Annotated in this window: 30 protein-coding genes; 22 read left to right on the top strand and 8 right to left on the bottom strand. The window is 32.1% G+C overall.

Features of this window, described 5'->3' with window-relative positions; all coding sequences use genetic code 11:
* Position 1: 1 nt before the first annotated feature.
* The 8 genes from GQ46_RS04885 (at position 2) to GQ46_RS04850 (ending at position 4,159) form a co-directional block, all read left to right on the top strand.
* Positions 2-280, top strand: coding sequence for a hypothetical protein (locus tag GQ46_RS04885; protein WP_044398864.1), 279 nt, complete (start codon positions 2-4; stop codon positions 278-280).
* Between the two features lie 11 nt (positions 281-291).
* Positions 292-480: a hypothetical protein gene (locus tag GQ46_RS04880; protein WP_044398861.1), complete on the top strand. Its 189-nt coding sequence runs from the start codon at positions 292-294 to the stop codon at positions 478-480.
* A 47-nt stretch (positions 481-527) separates the two neighbouring features.
* A complete protein-coding gene (locus GQ46_RS04875; RefSeq protein ID WP_044398859.1) occupies positions 528-752 on the top strand; it encodes a hypothetical protein in 225 nt (74 codons plus the stop codon).
* A 67-nt stretch (positions 753-819) separates the two neighbouring features.
* The gene (locus GQ46_RS04870) at positions 820-1,293 is read left to right on the top strand and encodes a hypothetical protein (RefSeq protein WP_044398857.1); all 474 of its coding nucleotides are present in this window, start codon (positions 820-822) and stop codon (positions 1,291-1,293) included.
* Between the two features lie 324 nt (positions 1,294-1,617).
* Positions 1,618-2,688, top strand: a complete 1,071-nt coding sequence (locus GQ46_RS04865; protein ID WP_044398855.1) for a DNA cytosine methyltransferase — start codon at positions 1,618-1,620, stop codon at positions 2,686-2,688.
* A gap of 11 nt (positions 2,689-2,699) precedes the next feature.
* Positions 2,700-3,020 carry a hypothetical protein gene (locus GQ46_RS04860; protein ID WP_044398853.1) on the top strand — a complete coding sequence of 107 codons (321 nt, stop codon included), beginning with the start codon at positions 2,700-2,702 and terminating at the stop codon, positions 3,018-3,020.
* 174 nt (positions 3,021-3,194) lie between these two features.
* Positions 3,195-3,704, top strand: coding sequence for a hypothetical protein (locus GQ46_RS04855; protein WP_044398851.1), 510 nt, complete (start codon positions 3,195-3,197; stop codon positions 3,702-3,704).
* On the top strand, positions 3,704-4,159 hold the full coding sequence (locus tag GQ46_RS04850; protein ID WP_044398849.1) for a hypothetical protein: 456 nt from the start codon (positions 3,704-3,706) through the stop codon (positions 4,157-4,159). Before GQ46_RS04855 ends, GQ46_RS04850 begins: the two co-directional genes overlap by 1 nt.
* A gap of 236 nt (positions 4,160-4,395) precedes the next feature.
* On the opposite strand, the gene GQ46_RS04845 is transcribed toward GQ46_RS04850, so the two are convergent.
* Both GQ46_RS04845 and GQ46_RS18110 read right to left on the bottom strand, forming a co-directional pair.
* Positions 4,396-5,349 carry a hypothetical protein gene (locus GQ46_RS04845; RefSeq protein WP_156133101.1) on the bottom strand — a complete coding sequence of 318 codons (954 nt, stop codon included), beginning with the start codon at positions 5,347-5,349 and terminating at the stop codon, positions 4,396-4,398.
* A gap of 174 nt (positions 5,350-5,523) precedes the next feature.
* Complete coding sequence (locus GQ46_RS18110; RefSeq protein ID WP_044398845.1) at positions 5,524-6,546, bottom strand: hypothetical protein; 1,023 nt, start codon at positions 6,544-6,546, stop codon at positions 5,524-5,526.
* A gap of 426 nt (positions 6,547-6,972) precedes the next feature.
* Between GQ46_RS18110 and GQ46_RS04835 the strand changes: the two genes are divergently transcribed.
* Positions 6,973-7,935 carry an IS110 family transposase gene (locus tag GQ46_RS04835; RefSeq protein ID WP_044398354.1) on the top strand — a complete coding sequence of 321 codons (963 nt, stop codon included), beginning with the start codon at positions 6,973-6,975 and terminating at the stop codon, positions 7,933-7,935.
* A 134-nt stretch (positions 7,936-8,069) separates the two neighbouring features.
* On the opposite strand, the gene GQ46_RS04830 is transcribed toward GQ46_RS04835, so the two are convergent.
* The 6 genes from GQ46_RS04830 to GQ46_RS04805 all read right to left on the bottom strand — a co-directional run bounded on the left by GQ46_RS04830 (position 8,070) and on the right by GQ46_RS04805 (position 12,061).
* Positions 8,070-8,489, bottom strand: coding sequence for a hypothetical protein (locus GQ46_RS04830; protein ID WP_044398843.1), 420 nt, complete (start codon positions 8,487-8,489; stop codon positions 8,070-8,072).
* Complete coding sequence (locus GQ46_RS04825; protein WP_044398841.1) at positions 8,486-8,758, bottom strand: hypothetical protein; 273 nt, start codon at positions 8,756-8,758, stop codon at positions 8,486-8,488. Before GQ46_RS04825 ends, GQ46_RS04830 begins: the two co-directional genes overlap by 4 nt.
* A 334-nt stretch (positions 8,759-9,092) precedes the next feature.
* Entirely contained in the window at positions 9,093-9,677 is a 585-nt protein-coding gene (locus GQ46_RS04820) for a hypothetical protein (protein ID WP_044398838.1), read from the bottom strand.
* A gap of 155 nt (positions 9,678-9,832) precedes the next feature.
* On the bottom strand, positions 9,833-10,888 hold the full coding sequence (locus GQ46_RS17065; RefSeq protein ID WP_052503405.1) for a nucleotide-binding protein: 1,056 nt from the start codon (positions 10,886-10,888) through the stop codon (positions 9,833-9,835).
* 182 nt (positions 10,889-11,070) lie between these two features.
* Entirely contained in the window at positions 11,071-11,772 is a 702-nt protein-coding gene (locus GQ46_RS04810; protein ID WP_044398836.1) for a hypothetical protein, read from the bottom strand.
* A gap of 109 nt (positions 11,773-11,881) precedes the next feature.
* Entirely contained in the window at positions 11,882-12,061 is a 180-nt protein-coding gene (locus tag GQ46_RS04805) for a hypothetical protein (RefSeq protein WP_156133100.1), read from the bottom strand.
* Positions 12,062-12,226: 165 nt separating this feature from the next.
* Here GQ46_RS04805 and GQ46_RS04800 point away from each other — a divergent pair, with 165 nt between their 5' ends.
* Genes GQ46_RS04800 through GQ46_RS04740 form a run of 13 tightly spaced genes read left to right on the top strand, consistent with a single transcriptional unit; the run spans position 12,227 to position 21,156 of the window.
* On the top strand, positions 12,227-13,903 hold the full coding sequence (locus GQ46_RS04800; protein WP_044398832.1) for a hypothetical protein: 1,677 nt from the start codon (positions 12,227-12,229) through the stop codon (positions 13,901-13,903).
* Positions 13,903-14,760: a DUF456 domain-containing protein gene (locus tag GQ46_RS04795; protein WP_044398830.1), complete on the top strand. Its 858-nt coding sequence runs from the start codon at positions 13,903-13,905 to the stop codon at positions 14,758-14,760. Before GQ46_RS04800 ends, GQ46_RS04795 begins: the two co-directional genes overlap by 1 nt.
* A gap of 26 nt (positions 14,761-14,786) precedes the next feature.
* Positions 14,787-15,269, top strand: coding sequence for a hypothetical protein (locus tag GQ46_RS04790; RefSeq protein WP_044398828.1), 483 nt, complete (start codon positions 14,787-14,789; stop codon positions 15,267-15,269).
* Between the two features lie 25 nt (positions 15,270-15,294).
* On the top strand, positions 15,295-15,921 hold the full coding sequence (locus tag GQ46_RS04785; RefSeq protein WP_044398826.1) for a hypothetical protein: 627 nt from the start codon (positions 15,295-15,297) through the stop codon (positions 15,919-15,921).
* A gap of 45 nt (positions 15,922-15,966) precedes the next feature.
* A complete protein-coding gene (locus GQ46_RS04780) occupies positions 15,967-16,392 on the top strand; it encodes a hypothetical protein (RefSeq protein ID WP_197077335.1) in 426 nt (141 codons plus the stop codon).
* 11 nt (positions 16,393-16,403) lie between these two features.
* Positions 16,404-16,679, top strand: a complete 276-nt coding sequence (locus GQ46_RS04775; RefSeq protein ID WP_156133099.1) for a hypothetical protein — start codon at positions 16,404-16,406, stop codon at positions 16,677-16,679.
* A 15-nt stretch (positions 16,680-16,694) separates the two neighbouring features.
* Positions 16,695-17,627, top strand: a complete 933-nt coding sequence (locus tag GQ46_RS04770; protein WP_044398819.1) for a hypothetical protein — start codon at positions 16,695-16,697, stop codon at positions 17,625-17,627.
* A gap of 12 nt (positions 17,628-17,639) precedes the next feature.
* Complete coding sequence (locus GQ46_RS04765; RefSeq protein ID WP_044398817.1) at positions 17,640-17,837, top strand: hypothetical protein; 198 nt, start codon at positions 17,640-17,642, stop codon at positions 17,835-17,837.
* Positions 17,838-17,840: 3 nt separating this feature from the next.
* A complete protein-coding gene (locus tag GQ46_RS04760) occupies positions 17,841-18,590 on the top strand; it encodes a hypothetical protein (RefSeq protein WP_044398815.1) in 750 nt (249 codons plus the stop codon).
* A gap of 5 nt (positions 18,591-18,595) precedes the next feature.
* Entirely contained in the window at positions 18,596-18,946 is a 351-nt protein-coding gene (locus GQ46_RS04755) for a hypothetical protein (RefSeq protein WP_044398813.1), read from the top strand.
* Positions 18,946-19,767 carry a hypothetical protein gene (locus tag GQ46_RS04750; protein WP_044398811.1) on the top strand — a complete coding sequence of 274 codons (822 nt, stop codon included), beginning with the start codon at positions 18,946-18,948 and terminating at the stop codon, positions 19,765-19,767. The genes GQ46_RS04755 and GQ46_RS04750 overlap by 1 nt, the downstream gene beginning before the upstream one ends.
* 1 nt (position 19,768) lies before the next feature.
* Entirely contained in the window at positions 19,769-20,761 is a 993-nt protein-coding gene (locus GQ46_RS04745) for a hypothetical protein (protein WP_044398809.1), read from the top strand.
* An 11-nt stretch (positions 20,762-20,772) separates the two neighbouring features.
* Positions 20,773-21,156: a hypothetical protein gene (locus tag GQ46_RS04740; protein WP_044398806.1), complete on the top strand. Its 384-nt coding sequence runs from the start codon at positions 20,773-20,775 to the stop codon at positions 21,154-21,156.
* The last annotated feature ends 1 nt before the right edge of the window (position 21,157 follow it).

Below are 21,157 nucleotides of genomic sequence, written 5' to 3'. Positions count from 1 at the left end.
TATGAAAATTTCTGAAAAAATAAAACTGCTGTTAGATAATGGAATTAAAGTTTATCCTTCAGCTTCCGAAAAATTAAAAAAAATGGCGGTTACCATTTGCGACGAGTACAATGTTATTTATAAAGTAAGTGCAACCAATAGAGAAGGAGAAATAACAGGAGACTATAAGCACACACAATCAACCATTAATAAAGCTTTAGAGGATGCTATAGATTACGTGTATAATAAAATTAGAAAAGGTCAAACAGAAAGCCTTAATAAAGTTTCTGAACAACTATAAAATGGAAAGCAATGAGTAAAAAAACAAAAACAACAGGAAAAACATTAGGGAGCACTTATAAGCGAACTAAAAAAAAGTACAAAACCGAAGCTGAAGCAAAGGCAGATGTGCTTAGTAAAAATGTAGATGAAAGAAGTAAAAACCTAATTTCTAGTGAAACTGAAAAGCACTATGTTTTTCAGGGTAAAACAAAAGTATAATAACACAGGCTTGTTGTTTCGGCTTCAAGCCTAAAATAAAAACACCTATGAACACACAAAGTGATTTAAAACCGTTACCAGAAATGCCAACCAAAGCAAAAATCCATGAGATTTATAAGCATTGTAAAAAAAACTGGTTGATTAAAAGAATTAACGAGATAATAGCAGCTTCTGGTGGTAATATAAGAGACCGTATTTTAACCAAAAATCAGTTTAAAGAACTTATAGATGACATAGGAATGCCAGAAGGTTACAAGCCTTTTGAGAATTAAAAAAAAACCGCGTTGCTCTAACAACGCGGGAAAACTATAATGTTTAATTAAAATGCAATACAATATTATGAAAAATTTACTAATAATTGTTGCCGCTTTACTATTTAGTAGCAACCTAAATGCACAAGACAAAAGATTTACGATCGCTATGTATTCAGATCCTGTGGCCACAACAAAAAATGGTTTTAATATCGGGGCCTCTTTAGATTACCAAATGACGACCATGTATTTTAAAGCTCAAGTTTTTGCATTCCCAAATCTAAACGGAACCAATTACACAGAATTCACCGGTACACCACTAGGTTATAATTACCACTCAAAATTTGATGACTTAAGAATATACACAGGGCTAAAACTAGGGGTGATTTATAGAGATGGTCCAAATCCTACTTATGGAGGTGAAGCTGGAATAGAATATTATTTCAAAGACTTTTTTATAGGTATAATGATAAGTAGGGATAGGAGAACTGATTCTAAAATATGGAAAACAGAACCCTACTGGCGTAACTCTGGATTCATAAAAATAGGGGTAGAGCTGTAAAACGCTTTCAAAATTCAATTAAATCAAACAACCTTATTATGAAAGATTTTTATATGAAAAATGAAATATCAAAATACGAAAAGAGAGTGTGTTTTTCTGCTGGTACAATAACCGGTATGTGTATAGTAGCGGTGCCTACTATTTTATTTCTAATATTTAGGTAAACTAATAACAAATAAAAGCACTCTGGAAAACAGATAACGTAAAAATCCCCTAGATAGGAATCAAATTCCTTGCGGAAGGATTCGGTAAGAGCCGATAGCGACAGACGTTGCAAGTTAAAGATAACAGATGAGTGTTTTTTTAATAATAACTGTAGAATAAATGCAATTAGCACAGGGATCAATTTTTTCGGGAATAGGTGGACCAGATTTAGCAGCTCATTGGATGGGTTGGAAAAACGTGTTTCATTGCGAGTGGAATAAATTTGGACAAAGATTATTAAAATATTACTGGCCAAACTCAAAAAGCTATGAAGATATTACAAAAACAGACTTCTCTATTCACAGAGGAACAATTGACGTTCTCACAGGTGGATTCCCTTGCCAGCCATTCTCCGTTGCTGGTCAGCAAAAAGGTATTGACGACGACCGCTATCTCTGGCCAGAGATGTTGCGTGCCGCTGTTGAAACAGAATCGCCTTGGGTTATTTGCGAAAATGTTACTGGAATCTTCAGTATGGAAGGTAAACAAGAATTACCAGGAGAAGTATTTTTTAGAGTGGACAGCCGAAAACTTACCAGATTTGACACGAGTGACCACTATGAGGCAATATACACACGACAATCAAAAATGCTCGTCGGAAATATTATTAAAGACCTTGAAGAAAACAGTTACACCGTCCAAACATTTGTTGTTCCGGCTGCGGCTGCGCAAGCTCCCCACAGGAGAGACAGAGTGTGGATTGTTGCTCACTCCGACAACTATAGAAAGAGCAGAGCATCCCGACAAAATGAGAGCCAGAGCCAAAAAGAACGGTTACAAAAATGGGACGAAGTTCAACAGTCTATCCAGTCAGATAATTTACGGGAACTTTCTTCCGACACCAAAAGCAAGAGAGGCCCCAGATTGCAAAGCGGAAAGGAAAAGGAACACTCCGAGTTTGGAAAGTCAAGCATTGATGGGAATGTTACCAACACCACAAGCACAAGAGGGCGGAAAGATAACAGGAAAGGAGAACCAGGACAGTATAACCAAAAGAGTTCGTCAAGAAACTGGGAAAATTTCCCAACTCAATCCCCGATTTATAATGGAGATGATGGGATTTCCTCCAAACTGGACGGAATTACCTTTTCTAAGTGGAGAAAAGAAACAATAAAAGGCGGAGGTAACGCAATTGTGCCACAAGTTATTTATGAATTTTTTAAATCAATTGAAAGTATAGAGCTTTCATAAAACCTGTAGTCATGCCAACATTACACCTGAACCTAAAAAAGAAGTGGTTTGATATGATTGCTTCTGGAGAAAAAAAAGAAGAGTATAGAGAAATTAAAACTTACTGGAGTAGAATTTTTGGACCAGGAATAAAAGTTAAAGGGAAAGTGTATTATCCTTCAGATGTAATTATTTGTTTTTCTAATGGATATGCTGCAAATAGAAGTCAAATGTTAGTTGAGTGTAAATATTTATCAACCAAAACAGGTAACCCAAAATGGGGAGCAATAGAAAATCAATGTTATTACGTGCTTACATTAGGTAAAGTAGAAATGATAACACCAAAACAGTAGTTTTTTTTATACGTTGTTAGGCATAGTTTTTTGTTTTTTAGTTACTATTTCGTTAAATTTATCGAATAATTATAGTGTATTATTTATAAGTTACTATATTTGTCTCGTTATATTAAACAATTAATTTTCTTTAAGGATTATATCAAAGTGTTTTTTATTAACTATCTTTAAGTGGTGAATACAACAAAACAAAATACAGAAATTGCTGATAATAGCGTAATTGCTTTTTTAGTCGAGCAGTACGGTGAAAAAGTAAGTGAGCTACTTGACAAAATTCAAAGTAGTGTTGTTAAACTTGATTTTAAAGGTGAAAAGGATGAAATAGCTCAAAATATTGAACAAATTCATAGTCATCCTATAGAATCAAATTATAAAATGGCAACTATTTCTAAAATGTATTTAGGTAAACTTATACATGGAAAAATGATTGAAGAAATTTTCTCCAAAAGAAAGAAAGAAATTGAACTTTTATTTATTCCACGAAGCAATCCGAATTTCTTCTTATTAAAACTTTTAGATAATACATTTGAAAATAGAGATTCTTTTAGAAATGAAATTCAGGAAAAATTTTATAGCAAACCTTATAGTGATATTCTAAATGTTGATATTGATTTTCTTCCAAAAGATATTTCAAAGGAAGATGTTATCTCTGATGATGTTATTGAAATTATCGATTATATTTAATGTCAGAATCAGTACAGTCCAAAACTGCGTGTAATTTCTGCAAGCAAGCAGTTTCAAATGAAAATTTTTTAGGAATAGTTGAAACTAACAGTCCTTCAGAATTTTATGATTGGAAAATTACTATAATTTTTTATTGTGGCTTGCATTATATGAAGTCATATGCATTGACTAAAGGAACTGATTTAGAAAGTCATAGGGATTTTAATGAAAAGACAATTTCTCAAAGCACTGGTGTTCGACCAGAATTGATTATCGATGGAAAAATTAGAAGTGATTATATTAATTTAAGAGGTTTATCTTATCATGCTAGATATGACGGTTTCTTTTCATCAAAGATTGATAAAATTTTGATAAAAGGAAGACTTAAAGATTCTAAACAATATTTATCTAATGTACAGAATTGGATAATTCCTAAATTAGAAAGAGAAAATATTCAAACAACTTACACTTTTTAAAAATTCGTTTTCAACGTATAGATTAGCTCAAATTATACCGCCAATTTAAGACATATTAAACATATGTTCAATATATCTGTAGTTATTTGAAAGAGTCGCCTTCTATCTTACCGAAAACGTAAATACAAGCAATCCAAATTAAAAGACTAACAAAAATATCCATACACAAATATCACAAACCTTCGTTTAAGCACTTACTAGCTATGTTTTATAAACCGTGTTAGCTATATTGTTATTTATCTAACTTTTTTCGAATTATTTAAATAGAAATTGAAAATATTTATTATTGCAAATGAAAGAAATATTGTTGCAAAAAATCCAGAAATTATCTTAATGACTGTGATTTTTTCTTTTATTGGAACAATTGTATTTGTTAAATATGTATTACTATCCTCTATTGGAATTTTTTTAATAACATTATTGTCAACGTCAATTAAGTTTAATGTTTTTTCATCAATAATTTCAATTTTAATAGTTTCATTATGTAATAATTCTGTTGATTTAATATATAACTCGTAATCAGGATATATTATTTTTGAAAATGAAAAGCTTGAAAAAAACAAAAAAGCACTAAGTGAAAAAAGCACTAAAACTCCACAGCCAATAACAGGTGTTGGATGTGTTAATTCTTCAAAATCAACTTTATCAAGATTAGAAATTCTAAAATTATGTTTAATTTCATTATCTAGAGCTGATGAAATTTCATAATAATTTTTTGATGAATCATCAGGTATTTTTAATAGAACCTCAAATTTAAAAAATTCATTTGTTTTAAAAAGATCCCAATTAATCTGTACGATTTTATTTTTGATAGAGATGACATCAATGTTTAAGCCTTTTGACTTATCTGTTATTTTAAATTCAATGCACTTGAAGCCATCTGGAAATTCAATTTCAAAAAAGTTAGAGATTGGATTTTTATCTAAGTCAAAATCGCCATTGTTGTAAATTTTTCCACTATAATAAAATAAATCATCTGTAATTTTTTCGTTGTTATAATTAATTTGAATTTTTTGGAAATTTTTTACAATATCACTGAATAAAGAAACTTTACTTACTTTTTGATGCACAAGTCTTTTCTTTTTCTCTCTTTTAGAAACGATAAGACCAATAATGCTAAATATTATAGTTAATAATATTCCAGAGATTGCTAAAACTCTATCTGTTGTTAGTAATTCTTCAATATTCATATTAGATTTTAAAGTATTAGTTTGGGAAACATTATAGCTAGCGTTTGGTGTATGGTTAGTTGCGTGCTTAAGCATCTAATTTAGCAAATAAATCTCAGATAGAATATTCCGCAGGAATGTTCGTAAGTCGGCAGTGACCTAGCTATTAATTATACATGTTGTTGTGTAACGTTTTTATTGGTGAGAAATATACTTTAACCAAGACTCTCCATTTTCCATAACAAATTGCATTACCTCTTTTGCAGACTCTGACGCCGCAGATTCCAAAAATTTTCTAATTAAACTTCCTGACTTTTTTTTATCCTTTTCAGAATTAGAAACCTCTTTAATTATTTCAATAGCTTTAATAAGCTCTTCTTGCTCATTTTTACTAATTGTTGAATCTTTAATTAAATCAAAAATCTTTTCATCGATATTTGAAATATTGAAATTTCCTTGATTAAATGTACTACCAATGAATTGGCTTTGATTCGAATAATTGTTTTGTTCTTTTACTTCATTATTAGAAGTAGTAATGAACATTTGTGGACTTTTTGAACTCAATAACGTTATTACATCTTTAAAGTAATCTGAATTATCCTTTAGATAATTGTTCTCTAATTTCAAAATATCCAATTGTCTCTGATAATGGTTTATTTGACCTTTCAGTTTTAATATTAGTATGTCAGATTGTTCTATTGAAACACCTTTAACAGTATTTATTAAAATTTCAGTTTTGTCTTTATACAGGTGCTTTAAATAATCGTCGAACCAACTTTGAATAGTTGCTTTATCCAAGCCTTCAGGCACATCAAATGATATGTAAAGTCCATCTTCACTATCCTTAGTATGCATTTTTATTTCAACTTTTTTACTCTCTTCAACGTAGATTGAAAAAAATGATAAATATTGACTAATTGCCGTTTTTAGATGTTTATCAATTTTTATAAAAGTATATTTCTTTAATTGCTTGTTTGCTTCTCTTGCTTCTAATTCCGCCCTTTCCTTAGAAATTATCAACTCATTATTTTTTTTATGAAGTATGTTATTAGTTTTGAGCCTAATATTATTATTTTTATACAAGCTTAAGGTTAATAGTGATAAGATGGTTATTAATGCAATTGTCAAAATTAATGTGAGTTCATCTGAATTAAGATTATTTAGCCAAGACTTAAAATCACTTTGTAAAATGGCATTAATTATATATATAAATTTCATTTGGTTAAATTAGTTTGTTCAAATGTTACACAACGGTCGTGTATATGGCTCGTAGCGTGCAAATTAGAAAATTATTTTCGGATTAAGCACAAGCCAGATTTTTAAATTTTATTATTTATCTTTTTTGTTGGAAATCGTCAAATTTAAAAATTTGGCGACTTTCCAAAGACGCCTTAACTTCGATTAATCAACTACCTAGCTATGAGCTATATACTTCTTAAGTTTACAATTCAATAAATTAGTTACAAAATCAGAAAGAACAAAAGAGAGAATTAAGGTTAATATATACGGTGAAGCTTTTGACTTCGACAACACTGATAATCCTCTCTCTTTTCTACTTTTATCACGTTCAGTTCTGTGAGACACTAGATCTCGTTTTCAAGTTGTTGTGAGTATAGTAGGCTGTTCTTTCATAAATCAGTTCTTATGAATAAATATAAAGAAACTTTTGGAATTGACATTAGTAAAGATGTCTTTGATTGTTATGGTAGTAAAGTTGGTCACTTACAGTTTAAAAACAATGCGGCAGGATTTAAGAAATTTCTTAAGGTATTACCTAAGGATAGTTTAGTGGTGATGGAAGCCACAGGTTACTACCATTACCTGCTTGCTCAGTTTCTTTACAAAAAAGGAGTTACGGTGTCTGTAGTAAATCCGTTATCGGTAAAACGATTTATACAGATGAGACTCGCCAAAGTGAAAACCGATAGAAGTGATGCTAAAGCGATTTGTGAGTATGGTCAAATCAATGAAGTGCCCCTTTACAATGCCTTAACAGATGTTCAAAGTGAATGTTTGCAACTCTTTAGACTACTGGATAGTTATATAAAGAAGCGTACAGCGACAAAGAACAAGCTCCATGGCGAAGAAGTTCTTGGTATGCCATCAAAGCATGTCTATAGTTCATTAAAAAGAAATCTTAAGCATTTGGAAAAAGAGATTGCAGGAATCGATCAGAAACTGCTAAGCCTTGTAAAGGCAGACCAGCAAAGTCAATTAACTTTATTAACTAGTATTCCAGGAATTGGTCTAAAGACAGCCCTTTTTCTAATAGTAATTACGGATGGTTTTCAGAAGTTTGAGAATGCTTCTCAATTATGCAGTTATGCTGGGATTACACCAACCATAAGAGAGTCCGGCAGTAGCGTGAGAGGTCGCAGTAGGATTAGTAAAGTTGGAAATAGGAAGCTTCGGAATTTATTATTTTTATGTGCATTTAATGCCTGTAAGTGTAACAAAGCTTGCAGAGCGCTTTACGAGCGTATAGTGAACAAAGGGAAAAGCAAAAAACTGGCATTGATTGCTGTAGCCAACAAGTTGCTAAAACAAGCGTTTGCAATAGCTAAATCTGGCAGACCATACGATGAAACTTATGTTTCAGTAATATAGTTTTTGAATTAAAAACCGAGTGAAAAATAAGCGTAGTGGATCAATTAAATGAATCTCTAAGCCTAAACTAATAATGTCTAAAATTAATGAAGAAAAGTGTTGTTTTTTACCTCAGTTCTTTGTTGTGCCACGTTTTATTTTGGGCTTATATCTTCTTGAACGGTCGTATTTTCAGGTATATTACTTGCTTGTTCCTGCTCAATAAATTCTGGTGGGATTCGATTTTTAATTATACTCACAATTTTCTTTATTGATTTTCTACCTCTCCACCATAAAATTAAAAGAAATAGACCTCCAATAAAACCTATAATTGTGACAAATAGAAAGCAATATTGAATTAATTCTGAAACGAAATTTGCTGTTGAAATAGCCAAAACACAAGAAACCGCAGACGATAATAAAAATATCGCAAAATTCAGATAAATACTATTGGTATCTCCATTTTCTAAAATTTCTAATTCGTGTTCCTTAACCTCAAACAAATCTACCGAATCCACGCGTCCTCTGCGAACACGCAATGGCTTATCGCCAATATTGTTGTTTTGCGTGCTCATAAATGTTTCTTTAGCCAATCGTTATTCTTTGTTCCATAAGAATTTTTCCAAGCCGCTTCAGTTCCAGAACGGATTATAAATATTCTATCTTCTGCTGTAGTCATTTGAATGATTTCATCTCTAATTTCAGACGCTTTTTTCTCACTCCTAATCGCAGTAGCGTTAGAATGTATAGGACAGATTCCATTACTGTCTTCACGAAGGAACTTTTTTATTTTGTTCAGTCTTATTGAGTCTTTTATCTCAAAAGTGACTATATATGTATTCATATAATTATTTTCATTTTCTTAACGAATTTCGGTTGTTTCTCAAATGTGGTACAACAACGGTATAATGAACATTATGTTCATTATACCGCCAATTTAAGATATATTAAACATATGTTCAATATATCTGTAGTATTTTTGATTACGGTCTTATATATCAAACATAGCGTGTAAAAAGGCACTAACTTTTCTGGCAACCACAGAGCCAGATTTTTATATATTGTTTTAACTTATCAAACGTAAAAGCCAAATTATAAATTTGGTGATCTTACTAAATAAGCAATAACCTTTCGGGAAGCTTAATTTAGCTATGTTTTATACACGGTATTAGCTGCTTTTAATTTATTAATTTCAATATTTTCTGTTTTAATTTGTTTAGCTCGTCAATTCTTATGTCAATAATCCCGTTAATTAAATTTCGGTGATCTATACAGGTTGGGCAAGTTTTTTCGTGTTCTGTATCACCAATTTTGTTCTTTTCGATTAGGTGACTGTTTATATAGTCATAATACCTTTGGTCTGTTTTCAGGGGTAGATTTTCGCTAATAAATTCTGTAGTCGTGATTATCTCGTTCAAAGTTGTATAGTTTTCTCCAAATATTTCATAATATTCCGTTGGTGAAATTCCGTTAAAAACCTTTGAATTGAAACTTTCAAAGACAGGTATTTTTAAATGTATAAGAGAAAAATTATTAATTCTTTCTCTAATGCTTTTATAGGCTTTCTCTAATTCAGGTATTTCAGGGAGTATGGTTTTTGTAAGATATATTTCAACAAATTTCTTTTTCCGTTTTCTCTTTATTATGTTTCTGATAAAGTCAATTATAAAAGAAGAAAGCAAACCCAATAAAAAAGGTACTGTCCAGTTAATTATATTCATAAGATTTTCGGGATCATTTATTACTTTACATAATAGATTCATTGTTGTAATGTTTTAAAACGGTCTCGGCTATGAGTAGTTGCGTGATTTAGCACTTAACTTTGCAAGTACACACCAAACTAAAATCTGCGATGATTTTTTTCTGAGGTAGGCGAGAACAAGCAATTACTTATTGCCATTGTTAGCGGTAGTTATTATTATCTTAATCCTTCTATTATTTCCATAATTCGTTCACTGTTCGGTGGAGGCGGAAAAGTTAATTCTAATTTAATATCTCCTCCTTTAGCTAGATTTTCAGGCGAAAATGTTTGATCAAGTTTTTTAGGAAATTGATTTATTGTATCAATTATAACTTTCGACCAACCTTTCATCAATTCCGCAGCTTCTTTAAGTTCCTCGGGTGGAATTAACCCTTGAAGTTCATATTCCCAAGCAAGAAGTTCTTTGCAAACTGAATCTATTTTATCAACTGCTGATTTAATCTCAAAAACATTACCTGCAACTCCCGGTTCGCCATATGCCTTTATTAATTCTACTTCAAAAGCCTTTTTAAAAATTGAAATTAATCTAATAAAGTCTTGTGTTGAATTACTAAACCATTCGCAAAATCCATCAATATCATAAGATTTTGATTTTTGAAAAACCAAACCCTTTTCCAACTCTTCATAATTTCTATTAACATCTTTTAGTCGAGATTTTAGCAATTCAGAGGAAAGGAAAAACTCCCAATAATCAGCTTTTTCTAAAGCAATTTTTTTTACTTTCTCATTCTCATTTTCTAAATCCAATAAGTTTTCGAGAACAAAACCTTTCAGTTTTTTTCGAACTTGATTACAAAATGGACCTAAAGATGCTTTTAAATTACCATCTTCTCTTGAATCATTATATTTTCCTGGTGTAACTCCGATTAAGTCTGTTGGTAAGTGAAATTCTTTAGTCGAGTTTGGAACAACAAAAAACACTCTTTTTTTTCCAAGTTTGCCAATAAAAAGTCCTAGTTCAAAAATTACATTGTCACGAACAGTATTCAACTTTTTATTTCGCATTTCGGTAATGTCATCTGGCTTAAAAACGAAAATTCCAAAATCGAAATTATCGAGAGCTGTAATTAAGTCATCTAGTGAATTGCTTGAAAGTTCAAATATTCCTTGTGTCCAAACTGTAGGATTTGAGTCATATTCCAAGTTTTCTTGAATAGTATATGCTATGTCTAAAGCCTCCGTCGAAGACCCAATAAATATTCTTGGTTTCATTTTTTTTTCTAATTACCGCTAACGTTTGGTGAATGATTAGTTACCTGTTTAGCAATTAATTTAGTAAACAAATACTTGCCAGATAAAATTCCGAAGAAAAATCAGAAGCTAGCAAACAAAGCAACGACCAAACTATTTAACTAAAATAAGCAATGTTTTTTACACGGTGTTGGCAACTGGGTTTATTTCTTTTTCTCAATTTGAACCTCAATTACACTTAATTCTAAAAGTTTTTTTAATAAATTAAGAATTAATCGATAAATTTCAGCAATTTCACTAATTCCAAAGACACCTGTTCGCTTGATTAATCCTTTTTCTATCAAATCATCGACTGAATGATTATAGTTATATTTTATTTCTAAAGCTCGAATTTCTAAACATAATTGGCTTACATCAGAAATTATTTCTTCGTCAATATCTAAAGAGTGATAATTTATAATTGACTCTAATTTCGAACGGAATCTGTCTAATTTTTTCTTTTCCATTTTCACAAGTTCAAATCTATCTTCTGGATTTAATTTAGTTAAACTTTCTAAAATGAGTATTTTAACTTTTATATGTGTTATTTCTTTGAAAATATTTAAACCAATTATACCAATAAATCTATAATTTTTTAAATCTTCCTTGTTTGTAAAAACAGACAATTGTTCAGTGGTGATTTCAGAGTCTTTAAAGGGCGATTTTTCTATGAATTCACAGAATTCTTGGATGATATATGCAATTTTGGTGACAATATATTTTTTCCTTTTTTTCTTTAATAATTTTACTGTAAAATGAGGAATAAGTTTTATTGATATTACAATACTAAGTAGTAAAAAAATAGAACTAACAATAGAATTCATCCAAAATGATTTCCAATCAAAATCTAAAAAAAAATGTTCCATTATAGTTCTCTTTTTACCTTGTTGCCAACAATGATTTAATGAACATTATGTTCATTATATCGCCAATTTAAGACATATTAAACATATGTTCAAAATATCTGTAGTTATTTCACTCCTTAACCCATGCAAAAACATAATCCGAACCCTGAAGCACATATTCAGTAAGAGCAAACTCCGCACCACCCCATGAGGCTCTTGTAATTAACACATCTTGGTTTTCACGTTGTACTTTCACCTTATAAAAACCTATTTCGGTTGGGTAGTCGTCCTCTAAATCAGTAAAATTCATATTCATAATTTAGATTAAGTTTTAAGTAAATATAAAAATTAAAACCACTCAAAACCACATATAAACATACAAATAACCATAAATCAACCTAAACTAAAAACCTAAAATACAAATCACTTTACTTTACAGTGTTAGTATTAAAAGTTCATTTATAATTTGGTTAAAATGAAGATTAATGAGTTAGGTCAAATAGCAAAAAGGGAAGTTATTGCATCTTCTCCTTTTGCTAAACTCATGCAAAGTGGAAATTGTCAGGTGGACAGTAAAAGCGAAGGAGATACTTTACATGGTGTAAAAGCTATGAAAGAAACTGCTTTAAAATTCAAAGAGCAAACCAGTAAGGTTGCAAAAGCACTTATAGGCAATTCAATTGAAGAAACGGTACAAAATAATTACAATTTCGTTTACACCCATTTTCAGTACGAGGCAGATGGTTACTTACAGCAATTAAGATCTCCGAATTGCAGCTTTGCACAAAGGTTTTCTGGTATAGATTGTAAAAGTTACAGTGTTTTTGTTTCTACACTTCTATTAAATCAAAATATAGCACACATTATAAGACGCGTAAAACAACGTGATTATAAACCAAGTCATTGGTCACACGTTTACATAATAGTGCCAGTAGATCAGCAAAAAACAAGCCTTAGCAAAGGCTATTATGTAATCGATGGCACTTTGCACATTAACAAAGAAACCCCTTATATAAAAAAACATGATACAATAATGAGTAAATTACCTTATGTTGTTTTAAACGGTGCTGCACAAAATGCGGTTTCAACAAATTTTAAAGCATCTAAAACTGTAATAGATGGTTTTCAGGAGTTTTTAAAGTTATTAATAGCTGTTGGTGTTTCTTCTTCCAAAATTCAATATATAATTAATACAGTAAATCAATATCTAAATCAAGGTATTGATCCTGCATTAAATATTACCAATAAAGGTGTTACCATTCAAAGCCAATTTATTCCTTTTGCAGAAACTAATCTACAATCAAGAGGATCTCAACGTGGTTTTGGTAGTGCTGTAAATTATGCTAATCAAATTAGTGAAAATCCTGTAAATGTTGGTCTTAATGGTGAGGGTGATGATAGTATTGATATAGAAGAGATAGAGGGGCTTACAGAGGTTATAGGCAGTGCATTAGATAGTAATTTCTTTAATAATACATTTGGGGCCGTATTTGCTAATGGCATGAATTTGTCTTGCTGGAATAGCACTTTCACACCACAACAGACTAGCCAACAAGTAAATGTAGTACACATACCAGCGATGCGTAATTTATTTAATGCAGTTGTAAATGCAAAGTCAGAAAGCGCGTTGCAGACAGCGTTAAATGTGCTTGATAAATATACAGCAAATGCAAATAAATTCTTTTGGCATGAGCGCATAGATACAGACTGGCAAAAATGTAGTCGTCAAGCTTTAGATATTTATACAGAATATTATAGAGAGCAATATCCTAAAATTGCGAAAGTAGTTGAGGCGTTAAAAGTTAATTTCAATATTACCTCTACTACTTTACAAGATAAAACAACTATTCCACCTGTTTATGATCACAATACGGGTCCAGTTGGCATTACTTATAATTATCAGTCTTACAATGTGAAAATCAAAGAAGGTGTAATACCTATAGATATAACTATTGATAATCCTTTTGATGATGGGCAAACACCAAATGAAGGTGGAACTGGTGGCGGAATAATTACACCTGGTGGAAATGGCATACCACATTCTAAAGCTGGATTTAATCCAGTGTTAGGTTTGTTTTTGGTTGGTGGAGCTATAGGCACATATTTATACACACAATCCAACAAAGAAAAATCTTCTAAAATTAAGAAATAATGATTTATAACAGATTACAAGAGCAAGATGGGAGCAGTAGTAGCGGTGGTTTTTTTGGTAAGTTATGGAGAGGCATTAAAGATAATATAGGCAGCATTGTTGGTCTTCTTATTGGTGGTCCAGTAGGTTTGTTATTGGGTGCTTTTTTAGACGCTGTAATAAATGCTGGTGGAACTGTTACCACTAGAGGTGGTGAAATTTATATAGATGAAGATGGAGAACCTGATCAATACCCACTTAATGAAATTGAAGAGGGGCTAATCAATGAATTTGTTGAAAATGAATTAAAGCCTACATTAATTGCCTTGGCAAATAAAGTGGATTTGACAGTTAACTTTAATCGTGGTTTTTCTCAAAAAGGATCTAATATTATTGAAACTGTTAATAGTGTTCTTAAAGATATTTCTGTAATAAAATCATTTGCAGTTACTCTTCAAAATTTTGCGCGTTCCCGATCTTCTAATTTTTATAAAAACAAAGTGGCTTTAATAGAATTGTATTTCAATGCTTTAGAAAAAGCGGTTATAAAGACTATTGAAGACGACCAAACACTACAATATAAATTGGTTTTAGAACCTCAATTAGTATCTAATATTTCTAATGTTGAAAGCATTGTAACAAGGTGGCAAAAACAAACAGTTACGGCAAACATTAAAAAGTATAAAGCTAAAGACGCCATTGTAACTAATCAAGAAACAGAGGTCGTAATCGGTAATACAGATGTATTAGATACAACGCCTGTTTTACAGGATCAATATGATGAAGTTGCAAACGCTATTGACGCAAACCCAAAATCTAATTTTTTAAGAAACCTAGGCTTTGCAACAATAGCAGCATTGATTATAAAGAAAATTTAAACAGTTAAACACAAATATTAATAATTATGAACAAACAACTCAAAGACAGTATCATCGATAATACTGTAACCGTTTTAAGCGCAGTAGGTGGTGGAAAGCTATCTAATGGCGTTGTTGGTCTCATTCCTGTAGAGGATAAAATGGGAAAAGTCGCTGTAAAAGGCGTGATTGCTTTGTCTAGTATTGCTGGTGCAGCATACATTAAAGGAAAAAGCGTCACTAAATCAGCAGCAAGAGGCGCACTGTTAGGTATGGCGTGGAAGCAAATTGATACGCTCACAGATGACTTAGTAAAGGACAATAATATTATTGATCCAATAACAGAAGGTTCAAGTACGGCAGAAAAATTTATTGCAAATGTTTTTGGTATGGGATGTCCGGCACAAACACAATCACCTCGATATGTGCAAATGCCTTCTTTAAATATGCCTTTTATGACTGCTCCAGATAGGGCTAAAAATTTAGGAGTAACTCAATTGCAAACTGTTAGTGCAGAATCTTTTAACTAAAATAATAATCTTAAAAAATAATACAATGGAAAATAGAGTAGAATTAATGCAACAAAAGGTAAGTGGAGCTTTTGCCAAGGCAGCAACAACAAGTAAAGCAGTGGCTGATTGTGCAGGAAGTGGACGACCAGGAACATCAGACTATAAAAATGCCGAACGCGTTTTATATGTAACAGGTGAAATTACCTCTTCAGGTCAAAATGAATATTTTCAAGCTATTCTTAAAAAGGAAACTGGTGTAACAAATTTTGATCGTAATCGATTAAATCCAGGACGAAATGGAGTTGCAACCTCGGCTAAGTTTGAATATGCTACAATCGTAACAGCTGGAAACGAAGCTGTAGATTGGAAAGCAGCGGTAAAAGTTGCAGATTTTAGTGAAGAGTGCCCTGGTACATTAAAAAACTCAGAAACAATGTTCGAAGATAGTGTAAAGCCTCTTATTGTTTTACCTGTATCAGAACTTCATAACCCAAACGTAACGAGATCAAACGATGAGTTATATCGTAGCTTAGGGGATTTACGTGTATTAGAGGCAGATACCGATTTTAAACTTACAATTAAGTTTCCAGAAGGTGCAGCACCTTTAGACGCGGCAAAAAGACACTTCTTTAGATATACTATTCGTGTAGGCGAAACAGTATCAAGATAATTAAACTAAATATTAATCTATTAAAAGCCAAACCAAAATTTTGGTTTGGCTTTTTTATTAATACCTAATGAAATGTGTTACGAAAGCGATAATAAAATATATGAAAAGTTCACTGTAGACTTTTCAATACCTAATGGCACTAAGTCTATTACGGTAGAAACTGAAAAGTTTATAGATGGCAAAATTATTCGTGCTGCTTTATATCCTGAAGGCAATTTGCCCGATCAGATAATTAACCTAACAATGGTTGATACATCTGGTAAAAAGGTGCAATATGGCTCTACATTAAAAGATTGGTTACAAAGACAAGGCGGAAGTTATATAGGTTCTATGATGCCTATTAACGCAGACGGAGGTAAAAGCTATCGTTTGGAATTTTCGTCATTAACTGCACTAGGAGCCGAATTAAAAGGACAGGTGGTTTTTGTAATAGATCAAACAACAGAGAACGGCGGTCAAAGCTGCATGTAAAAAAAAAACAAATGGCTAATAAAATTTCAAACTCCGACGATAGAATATACAAAAGTAAGAGGCTGAGAATTAAGAACTTGCTCAACTTAACTATTCAAAACGACGGAACTAAAGATATAACTGTAAATAAAGGCCTTATTAAGCCAGGTGGTAATATTCACTTTGCAAATAATGGTAACTACGTTTATAGAGATGATTTTGAAGCCAATATAATTTGTACAGGCGTTGATGCTATTGAAAACAACGTTTACATTTTGCAAAACGTGTTAATTAACGACTGTAATTAAACCCCTTTAATAGTTATGAATTTTGAATATGAAGCGGTAAATAATCATCTTGATAAAGCAGATACAAGCTTTATCGATGTTTATGATTATGAGGCTAAAAAGTACGTAAATAAAAAGCTAGGCATCGACCAGATAAAAGAGCAATTTGGTTCTTTAGATGGGTATTTGGAGAGTTTAATAAACAAAGGTATAAGTGTTCTACAATTTTATTTAAGACGCAAAAACGGATCTGGTTCTCAATTAGCTGGGCCAAACTCTGTTTTAATAATGCGTCTAGGTAAAAAAGATGAAATTAAAGAAGAATCGAAAGAAGCTATTCAAGAAAAATTAAATTTTCCTTCAATTTCTCAAAACCAGCCAGACATGCAAAATTTAGCACAATCACAAAGTCATCCTTTAAACAATGCGTACCAGCAACAGCCAGCTAACCAAGATTATTATTTGAGGCAACAATTATTAGATCAAAAAGAGAAGTTTACAGACAAAATTGATGATCTAAAAGAAAAAGTTGTGGACTTAAAAGAGGATCGCGATAACTACAAACGAAAGTATAATAAAACCCGGGAAGAAAAAGACGAGTTAAAAAGTCAGGTTCTATTAGCAGCTAGAGATAAAGAACTAGCATTACGCGAAGCCAAACAAGCCACACAGGGGTTTTTAGATAGTGAAGGTGGTCAGGCACTTTTAACAGAAGGATTGGGCGTTGTACAACAGGCTTTAAATAGAACAAAGGATGCAACTCAAACAAACTATTTAGCTTCTCCATCACAAAACCCAAAATTAAGTGATACAAAACGCGCTTTAATAATGGCCTTAGAGCAGCAAGGCATAAGCGACGATATATGCGAGGCATTATATTTTACACTCGTAGGATTAACGTCAAACGAAGACTTTATTAAAGAGCATACAATTTTGCTCGATTTACATAATTTAAAGAAACAATCATAAAACCTCTATAATATGCAAGGTAATTTTCCAGCAGGCGAAGTTAAAATTTTTGGTAGAGACATTACGGATGCCGTAAAGCGAAAAAACATAATAGATAAATTACAGTCTAAGGTACCAACTGAAGCGTTAGAAAAATTAGATCTAATGATTTCAGAAAAAGGACTAAAAGCCTTAGATAAAAAATGGAATTTAATTTCAAAATTCATTTAAAAAATGAGTACAGGTTTAGGTAATCCAGCATTAATAGCTGTAGCAAGTAGTAAAGAAGGCCAAAACGCAATAGGTCAAGGTATAAATGCCTTGAAATATGTGTTAATTATTGGCGGAACAATATTTGCCTCTAAAATTGCCTATGACCAGTATAAAAAGTGGCGTGCTGAAAAATACGCTCGTGATAATGCAGGCGATCCAAACTTAGTGGCTGCAGCAGTAATATTTAATTCCTTTTCAAGATTTGAGTTTCCTGGTGTTTTAGGCTTTTTACTACCATCATTTGAAATTTCAGCTAATGAAAGAGCTCTTTATGATATTGCTAGTCAAGTTGAAAGCGTCAAAGCGGTTAGTAAAGCTTATAAAATACTTTTCGATAGAACCTTATTTTTTGATGTTTCTAAAGGTTTAGATACTCAAGAAATGCAAAACTTCTGGAACATTATTAAAGCAGAAAGCACAAACACAGATACTACAACACAATACCCAATAGGTTCAACGCTATACGTAGCCGATAAAAGCGGAATTTTGGTAAACGAAGCTATTCAAGACCAAAACGGAAACTGGAGTGGTACAAACAATCTGTACGGAAAATACAGCTATAAGCAAGTGGTCGGTAAAGTAATTGCTATAGGTGTTTTCGAAAACGAGAATTATTACATAGTTCAGCAAATAAGATTTAGCCAGTGCTTAACTAATTGTCAAATAGGAGTGGTGCTTCAAAGTCAAGTGGATAACGTACAACCAAAATAAAGATTATGAATGTAGCTGGAATTGTAACAGACGATCAAGGTAATATTTTAGAAGGTGTAACGGTCTATAACAAAGATTTCCCAAATAAAATAGCGATAACGAACGAGCATGGCGAATTTATTTTGTACGGCCAAGGTATGGGAGATACTATCATTTTCTCTCACCAAACACAAGAAATCGAGCTAAAGGTAACTGAAATTGGGGCTTATGTAGTTATTCCAGTCAATAGTTTAGAAGGTATTGAATTAAATTCAAAAAGCAAATCTAACTATACGCCTTTATTGGTTGGTTTAGGTTTGTTTGGTTTAATACTTTTTGCATCATCTAATAAAGAACCTGAAACAGTAGTTTTATAATGAGTGGATTTTTAGGCATACAGAACCCAACAGGTAACGCAAATTCGTTACCACCAGACAACAAATTCAAAACAATTGATTTTGGGTATTCTGCTCTCGACCTAAACATAGGTGCGCTTAATATATCTAAAACAATTAATGAGTTACCAGAAGTAAACAACAGCGATTACAAGACAATTGCTGAAGATGAAATTGTCCGTTTTATAGGTATCGTTGTTCCTTATGACAGATCACCAGTTAGATATTTCGACACTTACCATTTAGAAGGTAAAGGAAAAGGGGTATATGGTATAAATGGTGATGTTAATGTAATTGAAAGCGATTTGCTATTATACAATAGAAAAGACATAAGCGAGATTACAATACCAGATTTAGAAATTTTAATCACCGGACCAAATGCAGTCTTAATTAATTTAGGCGAAATAGCAAATGCAGATTTATTAGACACATTAAACGCAGCCAATCCAACGTATAATATTACAGCTGGTGAAAACTGGTATTTTGAACTAACAAGAAACGATAAGCGTTTTGTTTATAGTTTTATTGGTAATGCTGGAGAATATGGTTTAAACCAAAATCAATTCATAAATAGTGACTTATTACTACTCTTTGCTGAAGACACAGATTTGTCTGCACCAGAAAAGTTTATCGCTACACAAGGCCAAACAGTTTTTAATCTACTTACTACGCCTTTAAATGTTGATGTAACAGTCGACAGGTTGCCACAAATAGAAACAACAGATTATACACTAATAGATAATACAATAACGCTTTTAGAGGCTTTAGATGCTGGAAGTATTGTTGTAATAAGAAAATTTTAAGATGAAAAAATTTATTTACATAATTGCTTTATTTATAGGTTTTAGCGCACTTGCCCAAAACCCGACTAAATTTAAAAACGGTATAATATTACCTAACGCTACAGAAGTTGTAAATCCAACGCGCATTCCTATTATAGATACAAATGGAACTATTAAGGACTTTATAACTATTCTAAATTTAAGCCCTTTAGTATCTACAGCTGGTGGAGGAGCATTAGAAGTTATAGACGAAGGTAATGGAGATGCTATTGTAATTGCAGGTAGAAATCCTCTTTTTTATGGAAATGCAGGATTTAATGTAGTTGACCTTAGTAGATCGATATCAAATAGTTCAACAAAAGGAGCTACCGGATCTAGAGCATTTGCAGCAGGAGTAGATGCAACAGCTTCGGGTAATCAATCTGTGGCAATTGGCAGGGGGGCTATAGCTACTAATAGTGAAGGTTTAGCACTGGGTTATAATGCAAGCGCAACTGGAAGCAACGCCACAGCTATAGGGAGGAACAATACGGCCTCAAATACTGGAGCTTTATCAATTGGTGGTCAATTTAACACCTCTTCTGGCTTTTTTTCTATTGCAGCGGGTAGTTCATGTGCTTCAAGTGGTAATGTTAGTGTAGCAATAGGAACTAATGCAATAGCAAAAAGTAGTTCCGAAGTAGCATTGGGGGCGCATAATACTGATTATACTCCAAACTCTATTTCTGTTTATGATGCATCAGATAGGGCATTCGTAATTGGGAATGGCGTAAATGTTGCCAATAAATCCGATGCCTTTACTATTTTAAAAAGTGCTCAAGTTGGTGTTGATATTGACAATTTTGAAGCAAACACAACGGGAGAAAAACTACAAGTAAATGGTAAAATTAAAGCCACTAATCTAAAATTAACAGGACTACCTATACATGCAGACGAAGCTTCGGCAGTTACTGCAGGATTAACCACAGGGGATGTTTATAGAACATCGACTGGAGAACTAAGAATTAAATTGTAAAGCTTTAAATAATGAAACAAGCATTCACACACCTTAAACCAGAAATAATAATAGCGTTCCTTTTAGGTATCGCAATTTTATTTTTATTCAGCTGGCGACAAAGAAGTAATAATGTATCTGGTTACTCATTAAAAAAATATTTAAAACCATCATTGCCAAACATCTTATTTCATTTGGTATCTAGTTTTGCTTTGCTTTTTGTATTACATGAAATTAGTGAAGACATTATAAAACGACTTGGTTTTAATGAAAACAAATACCATTTAACATTAGCGTGCTTAACAGGAATGTTTGGCGGTTTATTTGTTGCATGGGTGTTTGAGAAAGCGGCTAAAATTCGTAATAAAAACGACGATAATATTAAACATATTCATGGTCCGGACTGTAAGCATTAAA

The sequence above is a fragment of the Lacinutrix sp. Hel_I_90 genome (genome assembly GCF_000934685.1).
Lineage (GTDB): Bacteria > Bacteroidota > Bacteroidia > Flavobacteriales > Flavobacteriaceae > Lacinutrix.
Note: the sequence above shows the minus strand (reverse complement) of the source record. Positions and strands in the feature narration are given on the sequence as shown.